We start from the raw sequence: 13,965 nt of genomic DNA, 5'->3' as shown, positions 1-13,965 counted from the left end.
CCCGCGAACCCCCCCCCCCCCATCCCACCTATCCCCCCCTCCCCCACACGCCCGGGGGGGGCGGGCCCCCCCATCGCCGGCGCTGCCGGCTCCCACAAATGTGGGAGCTGGCGAAGCCTGCGATCGAGCGCAACGCGCTCGCTACTGACTGACATCCACCAACGGGATGTCACCTTGCCCAGCATCTGTCGCCTTGCCTGCACGGCGATCGTTCATCCAGTCGGCCACCTGCGTGGAAAACTCGGGCGGCGCCTTGCGCCCCACACGCCGGGCGATATCGAGGATGGTCTGCTGGGCCAAGGCTTCTTCCATGCGCTTTTGTGCCGTCAGCATCACTGCATGGATGGAACAGGTGCCCTCCTGCGCCCAGGTCGGCGGCGAGCCGTCGAACAGCGCGCAACGGTCGCGCACATCGCGGCACTCGAAAATCATCTTGCGCCCGTCAATGGCAGTGACGATATCCAGCACACTGATTTCATCGGCCGGGCGCGCCAGCCTGAACCCGCCGCGCACCCCTTCAGTTGCAGCCACCAGGCCAGCTTTAGCCAGCTTGGTGAACACCTTGGCCAGGTACTCCTGCGGCACCCCTTGCAGCTCAGCAAGGTCGCGCACGCTGGCTTCACGGCTGTCGCCCAGTTCATCGACCAGAAAGGCCAGGCAGTGGATGCCGTACTCCACCCCCGCGCTATACAGTGACATGCTTATCTCCGACTAATCTTGTCGCAAATACTATCAGTATTTTCTATCGGCTTGAACGCCGAACGTCCAAGGCATCTACCGTACATCGGTTTCCAATACGCCCCATCAGGTGGCAGTTGCCCATTGAAACCATCAAATAGAGCGGCTTTCGGGCAAGCGTACGCGGTTCTCCGACAGGGTCATCAAGAAAAATCGCTTGCGCCGAACAACTACGACCAATAGATTCGTAGTTGTTCGGCGCTACTGCGCCACGGTACATACAACGATTTCGTCCATGCGGAGCAGCTACATGAAACAGCACATTCTGATTGTCGGCGCAGGTTTTGGTGGTGTCTGGAGCGCATTGAGCGCGGCCCGCCTGCTCGAGCAACACGGCCGCGACGACGTCGCCATCAGTGTCCTGGCACCACAGGCCGAACTGCGTATTCGTCCACGCTTCTACGAGCCGGACGTGCACCAGATGAAGGCGCCCCTGGGCGACCTGTTCAACGCCGTCGGCGTGACCTTTATCCAGGGCACAGCCGAGCAGATCGATGTCGACGGCAAACGCGTGAGCTACACCGATGCCCAAGGCGAGAAAACCGATATCGCCTACGACCGCCTGGTAATGGCTGCCGGCAGCGGTGTGTTCCGCCCCGACCTGAGCGGCATCAACGAACACGCCTTCGATGTCGACCAGATCGAATCGGCTGCACGCCTGGAGCAGCACCTCAAGGCGCTGGCCAAGCAGCCGGATTCGGTTGCACGCAATACCGTGGTGGTCGCTGGGGGTGGTTTCACCGGGATCGAAACCGCTACTGAAATGCCGGGACGTCTGCGCGCCATCCTCGGTGCCGACGCCACTGTACGGGTGATCATCGTCGATCGCGGCGCCAAGATCGGCGCGGCGCTGGGTGAAGGCATCAGCCCTGCGATCATTGAAGCGTCTGAAGCCCTGGGCGTGGAATGGCGCGTCAATGCTTCGGTGGCCGCAGTCGACGCCGGCGGCGTGACCCTCGCCGATGGCGAGCGCATCGCAGCCAGCACCGTTATCTGGACCGTGGGTGTACGGGCCAGCGCGCTGACTGCGCAAGTGCCGGGCGAACGTGACGCACAGGGCCGCCTGCATGTAGACCGCAACCTCAAGGTCAAGGGTCAGGCACATATCTATGCCACCGGCGATGTCGCCTATGCCGCCACCGACGACCTGGGCAACTTCGCCGTGATGTCCTGCCAGCACGCCATCGTGCTCGGTCGTCACAGCGGCAACAACGTCGCCGCCGACCTGCTCGGGGTCGAGCCTACGCCGTACCGTCAGCCCAAGTACGTCACCTGCCTGGACCTCGGCGCCTGGGGCGCGGTATACACCGAAGGCTGGGACCGTCAGGTCAAACTGCTGCGCAAAGAGGCCAAGGAGCTCAAGACCCAGATCAACACCACCTGGATCTACCCGCCTGCCGCCGATCGCGTTGCGGCCCTGGCGGCTGCCGACCCGCTGATCCCGATTGCCTGATCTACCGACAAGGGGCCGCTGAGGCGGCCCCTTTTCTTTTAGCGTGCACGGGTAGACAAGCGCCAGGCGATTGCACAAACCACCGGCAGACAGGTAGAGTTGAGAACGATTCACACTCACATCTGGACAGCCACCCGGTGCAAACCCCGTCGACCCGCAAGCTGGGCTTCTTTTTCAGCGACCATCACCGTTGGCTCCTGCAACACATCCACAAGCGCCTGCGCAACCGCGCCGACGCTGAAGACACGGCGGCCGAAACCTTCTGCCAACTGCTGGCCGCCAAGATCGATCCGGAAAGCATCCAGCAACCGCGTGCCTACCTGTCGACGATTGCCCGCCGGCTGATCTTCGACCGCCATCGCCGCCGCCAGCTTGAAAGCGCCTACCTGGAACGCTTGTCGGCCCTGCCCGAGCCCCTGGCGCCCTCCCCTGAGGAACAACTGCTGCTGATCGAAGCGCTGGTCACCATCGACCAGGTGCTCGACGGCCTGCCCATGGTGGTCAAGGCCACCTTTCTCTACAGCCAGCTGGACGGCATGAGCTACGTGGAGATTGCGCGCAAGCTTGAGCTGTCCGAACGCACCGTCAGTCGTTACATGAAGCAGGCCCTGCGCCAGTGTTACCTGAGCGAGTTGCAGCCATGAGCCAGCGCAGCATCGACCCGGCAGGTGAGCAGGCTATCGACTGGATGGTGCGCCTGAGCGCGGGCAATCCCGGTGAAAAACTGCAGCACGAATTCAACCAGTGGCTAATCAGCGACCCTGCCCACGCCCATGCCTGGAACCGCTTGCAAGAGCGCCTCGGTGGTGCCTGCCGAACGGTGCGCGCGCTCGACCGGCGCGTGCCTGGCCAGGCCGGGGAAGCCCGCCAACTGCTGCTGCAGGGCAACCGGTCGCGCCGTGACTTGCTGCGTTCGTTCGCGGCCGTCGGCCTGCTGGGCGGTGGCCTGTGGCTGGGCGCGCGCAGTCAGCTGGGTGAAACCTTGCTGGCCGACCTGCGCACCGCCAAAGGCGAGCGGCGCCATTTCACCCTGGCCGACGGCAGCCGCTTGAGCCTCAATGCCAACAGCGCCGTCGACCTGCAGTTCGATGCGCAACAGCGGTTGCTGATCCTGCATCAGGGCGAACTGGTGATCCAGGTAGCCCCCGACGCGCAGCGCCCGTTGCGGGTGCGTACAGCCGAGGGCGAAGTCCGCGCGCTGGGCACGCGTTTTCTGGTCAGCCAGCAGGCCGAAGCCACCCGGGTGGTGGTCCTTGAACATGCCGTGCGCGCGCGCCTGTACAACGGCGCCGAGCAGGATATCCAGGAAGGTCAGGCCGCCCTGTTGTACGCTCAACGTATCGAGACGCTTGGTAATGGCGAACTGCACCGTGCCGACTGGCTCAGCGGCCGTCTGAATGTGCTCGACGACTCCCTGGAAGCCGTTGTCGATGCGCTGCGTCCGTACTACCGCGGGTTTGCCCGGGTTGACCCGGCAGTGCGTGCATTGCGCGTACAGGGGGTTTTCCCCCTTGATGAGCCACAACGTGCCTTCGCGGCTCTGGCCGAAACCCTACCGGTGCGGGTCGATCACTACAGCCCCTGGCTGACCATGATCGGGCCAAAATGAGTGCTTGAAATTATTTTTATGAAAATCACTCTTATTTGTGTCCGGTTTTCATTTCTCGCCCCACCTATCTCCTGACACGCCAATACAATCAGGAGAATTCCGTGCTCAACCCTTGGTCCCACGCCCTTCCTGTCGCGGTGGCACTGGCCACCCTGGCCAGCGCCGTCCAGGCCCAGGAGCAGACCCTCAACTTCAATCTGCCCGCCGCTTCACTGGCCAGCACTCTCAATGCGATTGCGGCGCAAAGCGGGCACATCGTTTCGCTGGAGCCGGCGCTGGTCCAGGGCAAGCAAGCGCCAGCCATTGTCGGGCGCATGAGTGCCACCCAGGCCATGCAAAAAGCGTTGGCCGGCAGCGGCCTGCAGTTGCTGGTTACCGAACAGGGTAACTTCAGCGTGCTGCCTGCGATCGACGCTGGCAATGCCCTGGAGCTGGGCGCCACCAGCATCAACGACCGTGGCCTCGATGCCACCACCGAGGGTTCGGGCTCTTACGCTGCGCGGGCAACGACCATTGGCAAGGGCAGCCACACGCTCAAGGAAATCCCCCAGTCGGTGTCGGTGATGACCCGTAAACAGATGGACGATCAGGACATCGTCGACCTCAAGGACGCCGTCAACAAGACCACCGGCCTGGTCGGCCTGCAGGGCGTGGGCCCGGGTCTGATCATTTCTTCGCGCGGCTTTCAGATCGATGACTGGCAGTACGACGGCGTGCCGATTCCGCGCAACACCTACTCACTGGGCAACTGGGCGACCCAGGACCTGATTTTCTTCGACCGCATGGAAGTGCTGCGCGGCGCCTCGGGCCTGCTGCAAGGCACCGGCAGCCCGGGTGGCGCGGTCAACCTGGTGCGCAAACGCGGCCAGAGCGCGCCGACCGTCACCGTCACCGGCAAGGCCGGCAGCTGGGATCACTACGGCCTGCAGCTGGACGCCGGCGGCCCGTTGAACGACGCTGGCACTGTGCGCGGACGCTTCGTCGCCGATGAAGACCAGAGCGACTCGTTCATCGACTACGAATGGAGCAAGACCCATTCGCTCTACGGTACTCTGGACGTCGACCTGCGTGAAGACACCACCCTCGGCCTGGCTGTCAGCCGCTCCGATGCCGAGTCACGGCCCATGCTGCGGGGGCTGCCGCGCTACGCCGACGGCAGCCCGGTGGACGTCCCCCGCTCGACCTTCACCGGTTCGCGCTGGAACCACTCGGAAATCGACGTCACCACCCTGTACGCCGACCTCGAACATCGCTTCAACGACGACTGGAAGTTTCGTGTCGCGGCAGTGCGCATGAGCGAAACCAACACCTCCGCCCACCAGCGTGTGATGGCGACTGGCGACGGTCTGGAGCCGGACGCCAGCGGTGTGATGTACGGTGACTGGGTAACCGATTTCGACTCCACCAAAGTGGGCGTCGACATGAACGTGGTCGGTCGCTTCCAGGGTTTGGGCCTGGAGCAGGAGATCACCCTCGGCGGCAACTATTCCAAGCTGACCACTGACGACCTTTTCGCCCGTACCTTCAACCCCAGCGGCGACACCCTGTTCGATATCGATCATCACCGCCCGGACATCGATTACGACAGCCTGCTGGCCAAACCCAACGGCCGTGGCCCCTGGAGTGCCTATGACGTACGCCAGAAAGGCCTGTATGGCAGCTGGCGAGTCAAGCTCGCCGAGCCGCTGACGGTGGTGCTCGGCACGCGGGTCAGCTGGTTCGACCAGACGTACGACTCGACCTCCTATGCGCCGGATAACCGTGCCGGCACAGTCAATGCGCCAAGCACCATGACCGAGACCGGCGAAGTCACTCCATATGCCGGTATCGTCTACGACCTGAGCCGCGAGTGGGCGGTGTACGCCAGCTACACCGACGTCTTCGTACCGCAGTCCGAGCGCGACGCCAGCGGCTCGGTGCTCAAGCCGATCATCGGCAGCAACTACGAGATGGGCATCAAGGGCGAACTGTTCGACGGCCGCGTCAATACCTCCCTGGCCGTGTTCCGCTTCGACCAGGAAAACCGCGCGACCCAGGACCTGGCCTCGGGCTTTGCCTGTGACGACTGGTATTGCTCGACCGCCTCCGGCAAGGTGCGCAGCCAGGGCATCGAGGCCGAGATCAGCGGCGAGGTACTCAGCGGCCTGCAGCTGTTTGCCGGCTACACCTACAACACCACCAAATACCTGGACGACCCGGAAAACGAAGGCAAGACCTTCAGCACCTGGACGCCCAAGCACATGCTGCGGGTGTGGAGCGACTACCAGTTGCCGGGTAACTGGAGCAAGGTCAGCGCCGGCCTGGGCTTTACCGCGCAAAGCCACACCCTGGGTTACGAGCACACCTACGACGTAGCAGGTTATGCCGTATGGGATGCGCGCCTTGCCTATCAGCTGACACCTGAAGTGAGCCTGGCGGTGAACGGCAAGAACCTGTTCGACAAACGCTACTACGTCGCGGCTTACAACCAGCTCGATGGCAACAACAACTTTGGCGAGCCGCGCAACTTCATGTTCAGCGTGAAGTACACGCCGCAGTTCTGACATTCGCGGGCACTGCACTGCCCCTGTAGGAGCGGGCGGAGCCTGCGATCGAGCGCAAAGCGGTCGCAGGTCACGGCGCCAACCCGATACCCCGCAGGATGACACTGGTCACTGTCTGCACCGCCCGCTCGAACTGCAGGTCGGTCAGTGGCTGGTGATCGTTGAGCAAGCCGACCTGGTGGCTGAAGTCGGCATAATGCTGGGTCGACGCCCAGATCATGTACAGCAACCCGGAAGGCTCTACCGGCAGAATGCGGCCGTCATCGATCCATTGACGGATCTTCGCCTCCTTCATCTTGGCCCAGTCGTACAGCGGATCATCCAGCGCCGAACCGAGGTTGGGCGCACCATGGATGATCTCGTTGGCCCAGACTTTCGAGCCGAAGGGCCGCGTTCGCGAGTGGTTCATCTTGGCGCGGATATAGCTGCTGAGGACGATGCGCGGGTCGTCGTAAAGCTCGAAACACAGTGCATCCTGTTTCCACACTTCAAGCAGGCCGAACAACACCGCCTGGTAAAGCTCGGTTTTGGTGCTGAAGTAATAGTGCACATTGCTGCGCGGCAAATGCGCTGCCTCGGCAATATCGGCCATGGCAGTACCGGCAAAGCCTTTTTCGGCAAATACTTGTTCGGCAGCCAGAAGGATGTTGTCAACATTGCGTTGACGAATGCTGTGCTTGTGCCCGGTCATGACCAAATCCATTGCGACTGACCCTGCAAGGCTACACCAGGCGCTGACAATTCGTGCGCTGGCGGCAAAAAAGTTGTGTTGTAACGGGGATGTTTCCCGGGCGGCACAGTGGCAATACTGCGCGCCTCGTTTCCTCAAGCCCTTCTCAAGGAGCCTTCACATGTCTATTCCCCTGTTCGGTCTGGGTACCTTTCGCCTCAAGGACCAGGTGGTAATCGATTCGGTCAGCCAGGCCCTGGAGCTCGGTTACCGGGCGGTCGACACCGCACAAATCTACGGTAACGAAGCCGAAGTCGGCCAGGCCGTTGCCGCCAGTGGCATCGCCCGCGACCAGCTGTTCCTGACCAGCAAGATCTGGACCGAAAACCTCGGCGCCGACAAGCTGATCCCGAGCCTGAAAGAAAGCCTGAGCAAACTGCGCACCGAGTACCTGGACCTGACCCTGATCCACTGGCCTTCGCCCAAGGGTGCCGTGCCGGTCAGCGAGTTCATGGGCGCCCTGGCAGAAGCCAAAGCCCAGGGGCTGACCCGCCAGATCGGCGTCTCCAACTTCACCATCGACCTGTTGCGCCAGGCCATCGACGTGGCCGGCAAAGAGGCGATTGCCACCAACCAGATCGAACTGCACCCTTACCTGCAAAACCGCAAACTGGTCGAGTTCATGCACAGCCAGGGCATTGCGGTGACCTCCTACATGACCCTGGGCTACGGCAAGGTGCTCACCGACCCGGTCATCCAGAAAATTGCCGGGCAGCACAACGCCACCCCGGCGCAGGTTACCCTGGCCTGGGCGATGCAGCTTGGCTATGCGGTCATCCCTTCCTCGACCCGGCGCGAGAACCTGGCGGGCAACCTCAAGTCCCAGAACCTCACGCTCAGTGCCGAAGACATGGCCCTGATCGCCTCTCTGGACAGCGGCTTGCGCCTGACCAACCCGGAAAGCCTGGCACCGGCCTGGGATTAACCCCGGTCAGTGCATACCTGCGCCAGCTTCAGGTAATGCAACGTGTGCTGCTGGCCGGCCGAGTCGACATAGACCATGCTGGCCTGCACCACATCGCAGATTTCGGTTGCAGGTTCGCTGAGGTTGACCACCTGGGCGACATCCAGCGGCATGCCGTAGTGGTATTGTGCGATTGATTCGGAAGCCTGAGCCGTTGCCGAAAGCAACAGCGCCAGGCCCAGTAGAGTTCGCAGGTACATAGCGACGCTCCCGTGGGTGTGCGAAAAGGCTCGCCGGCAAGCCGGCGAACCCCGACTCCTAAAGTGTGGCGCGTGCAGGCCCAAGCGTCGGCCGAAGGGATCAACGGCAGTTTCCGGGCAAATCGGTTAATCTCGACGTCAGTCAATCGTCTGCGGACCTGCCCCAGCATGGAACTTCACATCAGCCTGCAAGGCAGCAAGGGCCTGGCCGAACAGCTCTACCGGCAACTGCGCGAAGGCATCGACAGCGGGCGCCTGGCAGCCGGCACCCAACTGCCGCCGACACGGCTGCTGGCCGAACAGCTGGGCGTGTCGCGCAAGACCGTCGCCGATGCCTATTCGCGCCTGACCTACGACAACCTGCTCAGCGGCAAGGTTGGCAAAGGCACCTTCATCACCCCTGCCCCCACCCAGGCCCCGGCGCCCGCCCACAGCGTGGCGCTGGCCAGTGCCCAGACCCTGGCGAGCTGGAAAGCCCGCGCCAACCCGCTGGCAGACATGGCCCCCAGCACCGCGCGCTATGACTTCATCGGCGGCGCCTCGAGCAAGGCGCAGTTTCCGTTCGATGACTGGCGCCGCTGCAACCAGTACGCCTTGCGCCAGATCCGCCGCAGCAGCGCCCGCTATGCCAGCCACCAGGGGTTGCCGGAACTGCGCGAAGCCATTGCCCGGCATATCGCCTTCGCCCGCGGCGTGCGCTGCAACAGTGCCGACGTCCTGGTGTGCAACGGTGCCCAACAAGCCCTGGACCTGATTGCCCGGATACTGATCGAGCCCGGCAGCCGGGTGGCCATGGAAGACCCCGGCTACACCCCCGCGCGCCAGCTGTTTCTGGCCCAGGGTGCCGACGTGCAGTACGTGCCCGTGGATGACCAGGGGCTCTGCGTCGAGCAGATCGCCGACGGTACCCGGCTGATCTACGTCACGCCCTCGCACCAGTTTCCCCTGGGCATGCCGATGAGCCAGGCGCGCCGCCTGGCCTTGCTAGAGCGTGCAGCGGCACTGGGCGCAATCATCATCGAGGACGACTACGACAGCGAGTTCCGCTACGAAGGCCGCCCCACCGATTCGCTGCAGAGCATGGACCGCCATGGCCTGGTGGCCTATGTCGGGACCTTCTCGAAGACCCTGTTGCCGGAACTGCGCCTGGGCTATGCCATCGTCCCCGAGGCGCTGCGCGAAGCGATTGGTGTCGCCAAGCAGTTGACCGACTGGCACACCCCGACCCTGAACCAGTGGGCCCTGGCCCGCTTTATCAGCGAAGGGGCACTGCTCAAGCATATCCGCCGCGTTCATGAGGTGTATGCCGCACGCCGCGAACGGATCCTGCAGCGCCTGCGCGGCGATCTGGCGCCCTGGTTCGAGGCGGTACCGGCCACCGCCGGCTATCACCTGAGCGCCTTGGCCAAGGGCGACCTCGACGTAGCGTTCCTGATCAACATGGCGCGCAAGGTCGACGTCGGGCTGTACTCACTGGACCGCTTTTATGTGCTGGCGCCGCCGCAGCCGGGGTTGCTGCTGGGCTTTGGCGCCATCGAACTGCTCGACATCGACCCGGCCCTGGACCGGGTACGCGACACCTTGCAGACCCTGGGCTGATTGGCCTCCTCGGATTTGCTGCGATTGGCTATCCAAGCTGCAACGCCGCAGCGCTAAGGTAGTGCCATCGCCGCCTGACGCGGAACTGACTGGAGAGCACTGATGAGCAACCGTATCGAATGGGCCAAACACGCACCCGAGGCCTACAAAGCGATGGTCGGCCTGGAAATGGCCCTGGGCAAGTCCGGGCTGGAAAACTCGCTGCTCGAACTGATCCGCCTGCGCGCCTCGCAGATCAATGGCTGCGCCTATTGCGTCAACATGCACGCCAACGATGCGCGCAAGGCCGGGGAAACCGAAGCCCGCCTGCAGACCCTGAGTGTCTGGGAAGACACGGCCTTCTTCACCCCGCGCGAACGTGCCGCCCTGGCCTGGACCGAAAGCCTGACCCGCCTGCCCGAGCGGCATGCGCCGGAGCACCAGTACCGTGCCTTGCTCGAACAGTTCAGCGAGGCCGAGGTGGTCAACCTGACCCTGGCCATCGCCACCATCAATGCCTGGAACCGGTTTGGCGTCGGCTTTGCGATGATTCCGGGCTGAGTCGTCAGCAGGATAAAAAACGCCCTGCACTGCAGGGCGTTTTTGTTTTGCACAGGCCTTTAGCCGGCCCAAACGGCGCCTGCAGAGGAATGCGTGGTTCGCACTGCAGGAAACCATCATGCCGGCGACATGGCCTGCATTTACAACACAGAAAATCAGATCAGAAAGTCATCTCTTTGACATCGTCGGCAACGATCAACTTGCCTGCAGTCTTCTCGATAATCTCTTCGACGGTCACACCCGGTGCGGTTTCACGCAGGATGAAAGCGCCGTTTTCGATTTCCAGGTAGGCCAGGTCGGTCAGCACCTTGCGGATGCAACCGGCGCCGGTCAGCGGCAGGCTGCAGCGCGACAGCAGTTTGGACTCGCCGTCTTTGGAGGCGTGGGTCATGGTGACGATGATGTTGTCGGCACCGGCTACCAGGTCCATCGCGCCGCCCATGCCTTTGACCAGTTTGCCGGGGATCATCCAGGAGGCGATGTTGCCTTCAACATCCACCTCGAAGGCGCCCAGCACGGTCAGGTCGACATGACCGCCACGGATCATGGCGAACGATTCGGCGGAACTGAAAATCGACGCGCCGCGGCGGGCCGTCACAGTTTGCTTGCCGGCGTTGATCATGTCGGCGTCAAGCTGCGCCTCGGTCGGGAATTCGCCCATGCCCAGCAGGCCGTTTTCCGACTGCAGCATCACGTCCATATCCGCCGGGACGTAGTTGGCCACCAATGTCGGGATGCCGATGCCGAGGTTGACGTAGTAACCGTCCTTGAGTTCGCGGGCGACGCGTTGAGCCATTTGTTCGCGGGTAAGTGCCATGGTCAGGATCTCTTTGTTGTTCTGTTCGGGGATGGGTCAGGCTTTGAGGGTGCGTTTTTCGATACGCTTCTCGAAGGTGCCGACAATCACCCGGTCGACATAGATACCCGGGGTGTGGATCTCGGTAGGCAGCAGCACGCCCGGCTCGACGATCTCCTCGACCTCGACCACCGTGATCTTGCCGGCGGTAGCAGCCAGCGGGTTGAAGTTTTGCGCGGTGTTGCGGTACACCACGTTGCCGTAGTGGTCGGCCTTCCAGCCCTTGACGATGGCGAAGTCGCCGGTAATGGCTTCTTCCATGATGTACTTGCGACCGTTGAACTCACGCACTTCCTTGCCGTCGGCAACCGGGGTGCCGTAGCCGGTGGCGGTGAAGAACGCCGGGATGCCAGCGCCGCCGGCGCGCATTTTTTCCGCCAGGGTACCTTGCGGGGTCAGTTCGACTTCCAGCTCGCCACTGAGCAGCTGGCGCTCGAACTCGGCGTTTTCGCCGACATAGGAGGCAATCATCTTGCGGATCTGGTGGTCTTCAAGCAACACGCCCAGGCCAAAGCCATCGACGCCGCAGTTGTTGGAAACCACGGTCAGGCCCTTGACGCCACGGCGCTTGATTTCGTTGATGAGGTTTTCCGGGATGCCGCACAGGCCAAAACCGCCGGCCAGTACTGTCATGTTGTCGGTCAGGCCTTCAAGAGCCTGTTCATAGGTTGCTACGCGCTTGTCCAGTCCGGCCATGCTGATCCGCCTTTTGTAGTTGTTGATCCGACAGGGGTGTCGGCGAGCGTTTGTGCCATCTTCACCCCATTGCACTTATTTGTTAATTTTGTTTTTGTGATCGTTTAATTAATTTTTCAAAAGAATAGTCCGCCTTGATGAACGTCAAACAGCTGCGCGCCTTTGTCACCGTCGCCAAATTCCAGAGCTTTGCCCAGGCCGGCGAGCACCTGCACGTCTCGCAGCCGGCCCTGAGCCTGACGATCAAGGCCCTTGAAGATAATCTAGGCGGTGCCCTGCTCAGCCGCACGACCCGCAGTGTCAGCCTGACCCCTGAAGGTGAAGTATTGCTGCCCCTGGCCCGGCAACTGCTGGCTGACTGGGACAACACCGAAGAACTGCTGCGCCAGCGCTTTACCCTGCAACTGGGCCGGGTGTCGATCGCCGCCATGCCGGCCTTTGCCGGCAACCTGCTACCGGCCACACTCAAGGAGTTTCGCCAGCGCTACCCGCGGGTCAACGTCACCGTGCATGACGTCATCAATGAACAGGTGCTGGAACTGGTGCGCCATCGCCGCGTCGAACTGGGCATCGGCTTTGAGCCGGAGGCCAGCGAGCCGATGCTGTTCAAGCCGCTGTACCTGGACCGTTTTGTCGCGGTGGTCCCCACCGACTCGCCCCTGGCACGGCAGCAACAGGTGACCTGGCGCGAATTGCTGGCCGAAGACTTCATCGCCCTGCAACGGCCTTCGGCGGTGCGGCTGTTGCTGGAGCAGCACCTGGCCGCCGAACATGGCAAGCTGGCAGTGGCCTTCGAAAGTCACCAGCTGTCGACCATCGGCCGCATGGTTGCCAATGGCCTGGGCGTCAGTGCGGTGCCGGCCTTGTGCATTCGACAGATGGAGGAGCTAGGCGCCCATTGCGTGGCCCTGGTCGAACCGGTGATTGAACGACGCCTTGGCGTGTTCCTTCTGGCTGATCATAAACTCTCGGCTGCAGCCCAGGCGCTGCTCGATGTACTACAGCAATCAACCCGCTCCCAGGAGGTGAAATGCGTACAGTGAAGTTTGCCGGCACAACCGTAGCGGCCATCGGCCAAGGTACCTGGTACATGGGTGAAGACCCTGGCCAGCGCAACCACGAAGTGGCGGCCCTGCAGCAGGGTATCGAGCTGGGCCTGAGCCTGATCGACAGCGCCGAGATGTATGCCGAGGGTGGTGCGGAGCAGGTGGTTGGCCAGGCCATTGCCGGGCGGCGCGACCAGGTGTTCCTGGTCAGCAAGGTCTATCCGCACAACGCCAGCCGCAACGGCGTGCCTGCTGCGTGCGAACGCAGCCTCAAGCGCCTGGGCACCGACTACATCGACCTGTACCTGCTGCACTGGCGCGGCCAGTACCCGCTGGAGGAAACCGTCGACGCCTTCGAACGCCTGCGTGAAGCCGGCAAGATCGGCCGTTGGGGCGTGTCGAACCTGGATGTCGATGACCTGCGTAAGCTGTACGAATACAGTGACAACTGCGCCACCGACCAGGTGCTGTACAACCCTTCGCAACGCGGCATTGAATTCGACCTGCTGCCCTGGAGCCGCAAGCGCCAGTTGCCGATCATGGCCTACTGTCCGCTGGCTCAGGCCGGTCGCCTGCTCAAGCACCCGACGTTGCAGGAAATTGCCGAACGCCATGGTGCCACCCCGGCCCAGGTGTGCCTGGCCTGGGTCACCCGCCAGGACGGTGTAGTTGCCATTCCCAAGGCGGTGACGCCCGAACACGTGCGCCTGAATGCGGCAGCGGCCAGCCTGAGCTTGAGCAGCGAAGACCTGCGCGCGATCGATCGCGCCTTCCCGGCGCCGACACGCAAGCAGCACCTGGCGATGGTTTGAATTCGATGGTGGCGTAGAGATATGGCGAGCGCTGCGCGCTCGATCGCAGGCCTGTAGGAGCAACTGTCTTTGGATCTCTTTCTAAGAAGATCTTTTTTCAGCATGACCCGGTCGGCGATGGTGCTAAAGCAGCATCGCTGATAAGGCTGATCCAAACCCAACCTCCAAATGCAGTCCGA

14 protein-coding genes are annotated in these 13,965 nt (G+C 62.7%); 9 read left to right on the top strand and 5 right to left on the bottom strand.

Annotation, left to right across the window (positions count from 1 at the left end):
- Positions 1 to 141: 141 nt before the first annotated feature.
- Positions 142 to 699, bottom strand: coding sequence for an RrF2 family transcriptional regulator (locus I5S59_RS25865; RefSeq protein WP_197879105.1), 558 nt, complete (start codon positions 697 to 699; stop codon positions 142 to 144).
- Positions 700 to 988: 289 nt separating this feature from the next.
- Here I5S59_RS25865 and I5S59_RS25860 point away from each other — a divergent pair, with 289 nt between their 5' ends.
- From I5S59_RS25860 to I5S59_RS25845, 4 genes are all read left to right on the top strand, one after another.
- Positions 989 to 2,191: an NAD(P)/FAD-dependent oxidoreductase gene (locus I5S59_RS25860; protein ID WP_197879103.1), complete on the top strand. Its 1,203-nt coding sequence runs from the start codon at positions 989 to 991 to the stop codon at positions 2,189 to 2,191.
- Between the two features lie 137 nt (positions 2,192 to 2,328).
- Entirely contained in the window at positions 2,329 to 2,835 is a 507-nt protein-coding gene (locus I5S59_RS25855; protein WP_197879102.1) for a sigma-70 family RNA polymerase sigma factor, read from the top strand.
- Positions 2,832 to 3,800: a FecR domain-containing protein gene (locus I5S59_RS25850; protein ID WP_197879100.1), complete on the top strand. Its 969-nt coding sequence runs from the start codon at positions 2,832 to 2,834 to the stop codon at positions 3,798 to 3,800. The genes I5S59_RS25855 and I5S59_RS25850 overlap by 4 nt, the downstream gene beginning before the upstream one ends.
- 101 nt (positions 3,801 to 3,901) lie before the next feature.
- Complete coding sequence (locus tag I5S59_RS25845; protein WP_197879099.1) at positions 3,902 to 6,343, top strand: TonB-dependent siderophore receptor; 2,442 nt, start codon at positions 3,902 to 3,904, stop codon at positions 6,341 to 6,343.
- Between the two features lie 70 nt (positions 6,344 to 6,413).
- Here the strand turns inward: I5S59_RS25845 and I5S59_RS25840 are convergent, their stop codons facing one another.
- Complete coding sequence (locus tag I5S59_RS25840; RefSeq protein ID WP_128323665.1) at positions 6,414 to 7,034, bottom strand: TetR/AcrR family transcriptional regulator; 621 nt, start codon at positions 7,032 to 7,034, stop codon at positions 6,414 to 6,416.
- A 160-nt stretch (positions 7,035 to 7,194) separates the two neighbouring features.
- On the opposite strand from I5S59_RS25840, the gene dkgB reads away from it, so the two are divergent.
- On the top strand, positions 7,195 to 7,998 hold the full coding sequence (dkgB, locus tag I5S59_RS25835) for a 2,5-didehydrogluconate reductase DkgB (RefSeq protein WP_197879098.1): 804 nt from the start codon (positions 7,195 to 7,197) through the stop codon (positions 7,996 to 7,998).
- On the opposite strand, the gene I5S59_RS25830 is transcribed toward dkgB, so the two are convergent.
- Positions 7,995 to 8,237: a DUF2790 domain-containing protein gene (locus I5S59_RS25830; protein ID WP_197879097.1), complete on the bottom strand. Its 243-nt coding sequence runs from the start codon at positions 8,235 to 8,237 to the stop codon at positions 7,995 to 7,997. The genes dkgB and I5S59_RS25830 overlap by 4 nt on opposite strands.
- A 168-nt stretch (positions 8,238 to 8,405) precedes the next feature.
- On the opposite strand from I5S59_RS25830, the gene I5S59_RS25825 reads away from it, so the two are divergent.
- Together I5S59_RS25825 and I5S59_RS25820 are read left to right on the top strand one after the other, a co-directional pair.
- Complete coding sequence (locus I5S59_RS25825; RefSeq protein ID WP_197879096.1) at positions 8,406 to 9,836, top strand: PLP-dependent aminotransferase family protein; 1,431 nt, start codon at positions 8,406 to 8,408, stop codon at positions 9,834 to 9,836.
- A 102-nt stretch (positions 9,837 to 9,938) separates the two neighbouring features.
- Positions 9,939 to 10,376 (top strand): carboxymuconolactone decarboxylase family protein, encoded by a 438-nt coding sequence (locus I5S59_RS25820; protein ID WP_197879095.1) that lies wholly within the window; start codon positions 9,939 to 9,941, stop codon positions 10,374 to 10,376.
- Between the two features lie 160 nt (positions 10,377 to 10,536).
- On the opposite strand, the gene I5S59_RS25815 is transcribed toward I5S59_RS25820, so the two are convergent.
- Positions 10,537 to 11,193 carry a CoA transferase subunit B gene (locus I5S59_RS25815; RefSeq protein WP_128323670.1) on the bottom strand — a complete coding sequence of 219 codons (657 nt, stop codon included), beginning with the start codon at positions 11,191 to 11,193 and terminating at the stop codon, positions 10,537 to 10,539.
- A 36-nt stretch (positions 11,194 to 11,229) separates the two neighbouring features.
- Complete coding sequence (locus I5S59_RS25810; RefSeq protein ID WP_128323671.1) at positions 11,230 to 11,928, bottom strand: CoA transferase subunit A; 699 nt, start codon at positions 11,926 to 11,928, stop codon at positions 11,230 to 11,232.
- 137 nt (positions 11,929 to 12,065) lie between these two features.
- On the opposite strand from I5S59_RS25810, the gene I5S59_RS25805 reads away from it, so the two are divergent.
- The gene (locus tag I5S59_RS25805) at positions 12,066 to 12,971 is read left to right on the top strand and encodes a LysR family transcriptional regulator (protein WP_128323672.1); all 906 of its coding nucleotides are present in this window, start codon (positions 12,066 to 12,068) and stop codon (positions 12,969 to 12,971) included.
- A complete protein-coding gene (locus I5S59_RS25800; RefSeq protein WP_197879094.1) occupies positions 12,959 to 13,786 on the top strand; it encodes an aldo/keto reductase in 828 nt (275 codons plus the stop codon). Before I5S59_RS25805 ends, I5S59_RS25800 begins: the two co-directional genes overlap by 13 nt.
- Positions 13,787 to 13,965 lie beyond the last annotated feature (179 nt).

It is taken from the genome of Pseudomonas alkylphenolica (genome assembly GCF_016009175.1).
In the GTDB taxonomy this organism is placed as follows: Bacteria; Pseudomonadota; Gammaproteobacteria; order Pseudomonadales; family Pseudomonadaceae; genus Aquipseudomonas; species Aquipseudomonas alkylphenolica_B.
This window is presented reverse-complemented; position numbering and strand designations above follow the sequence as displayed.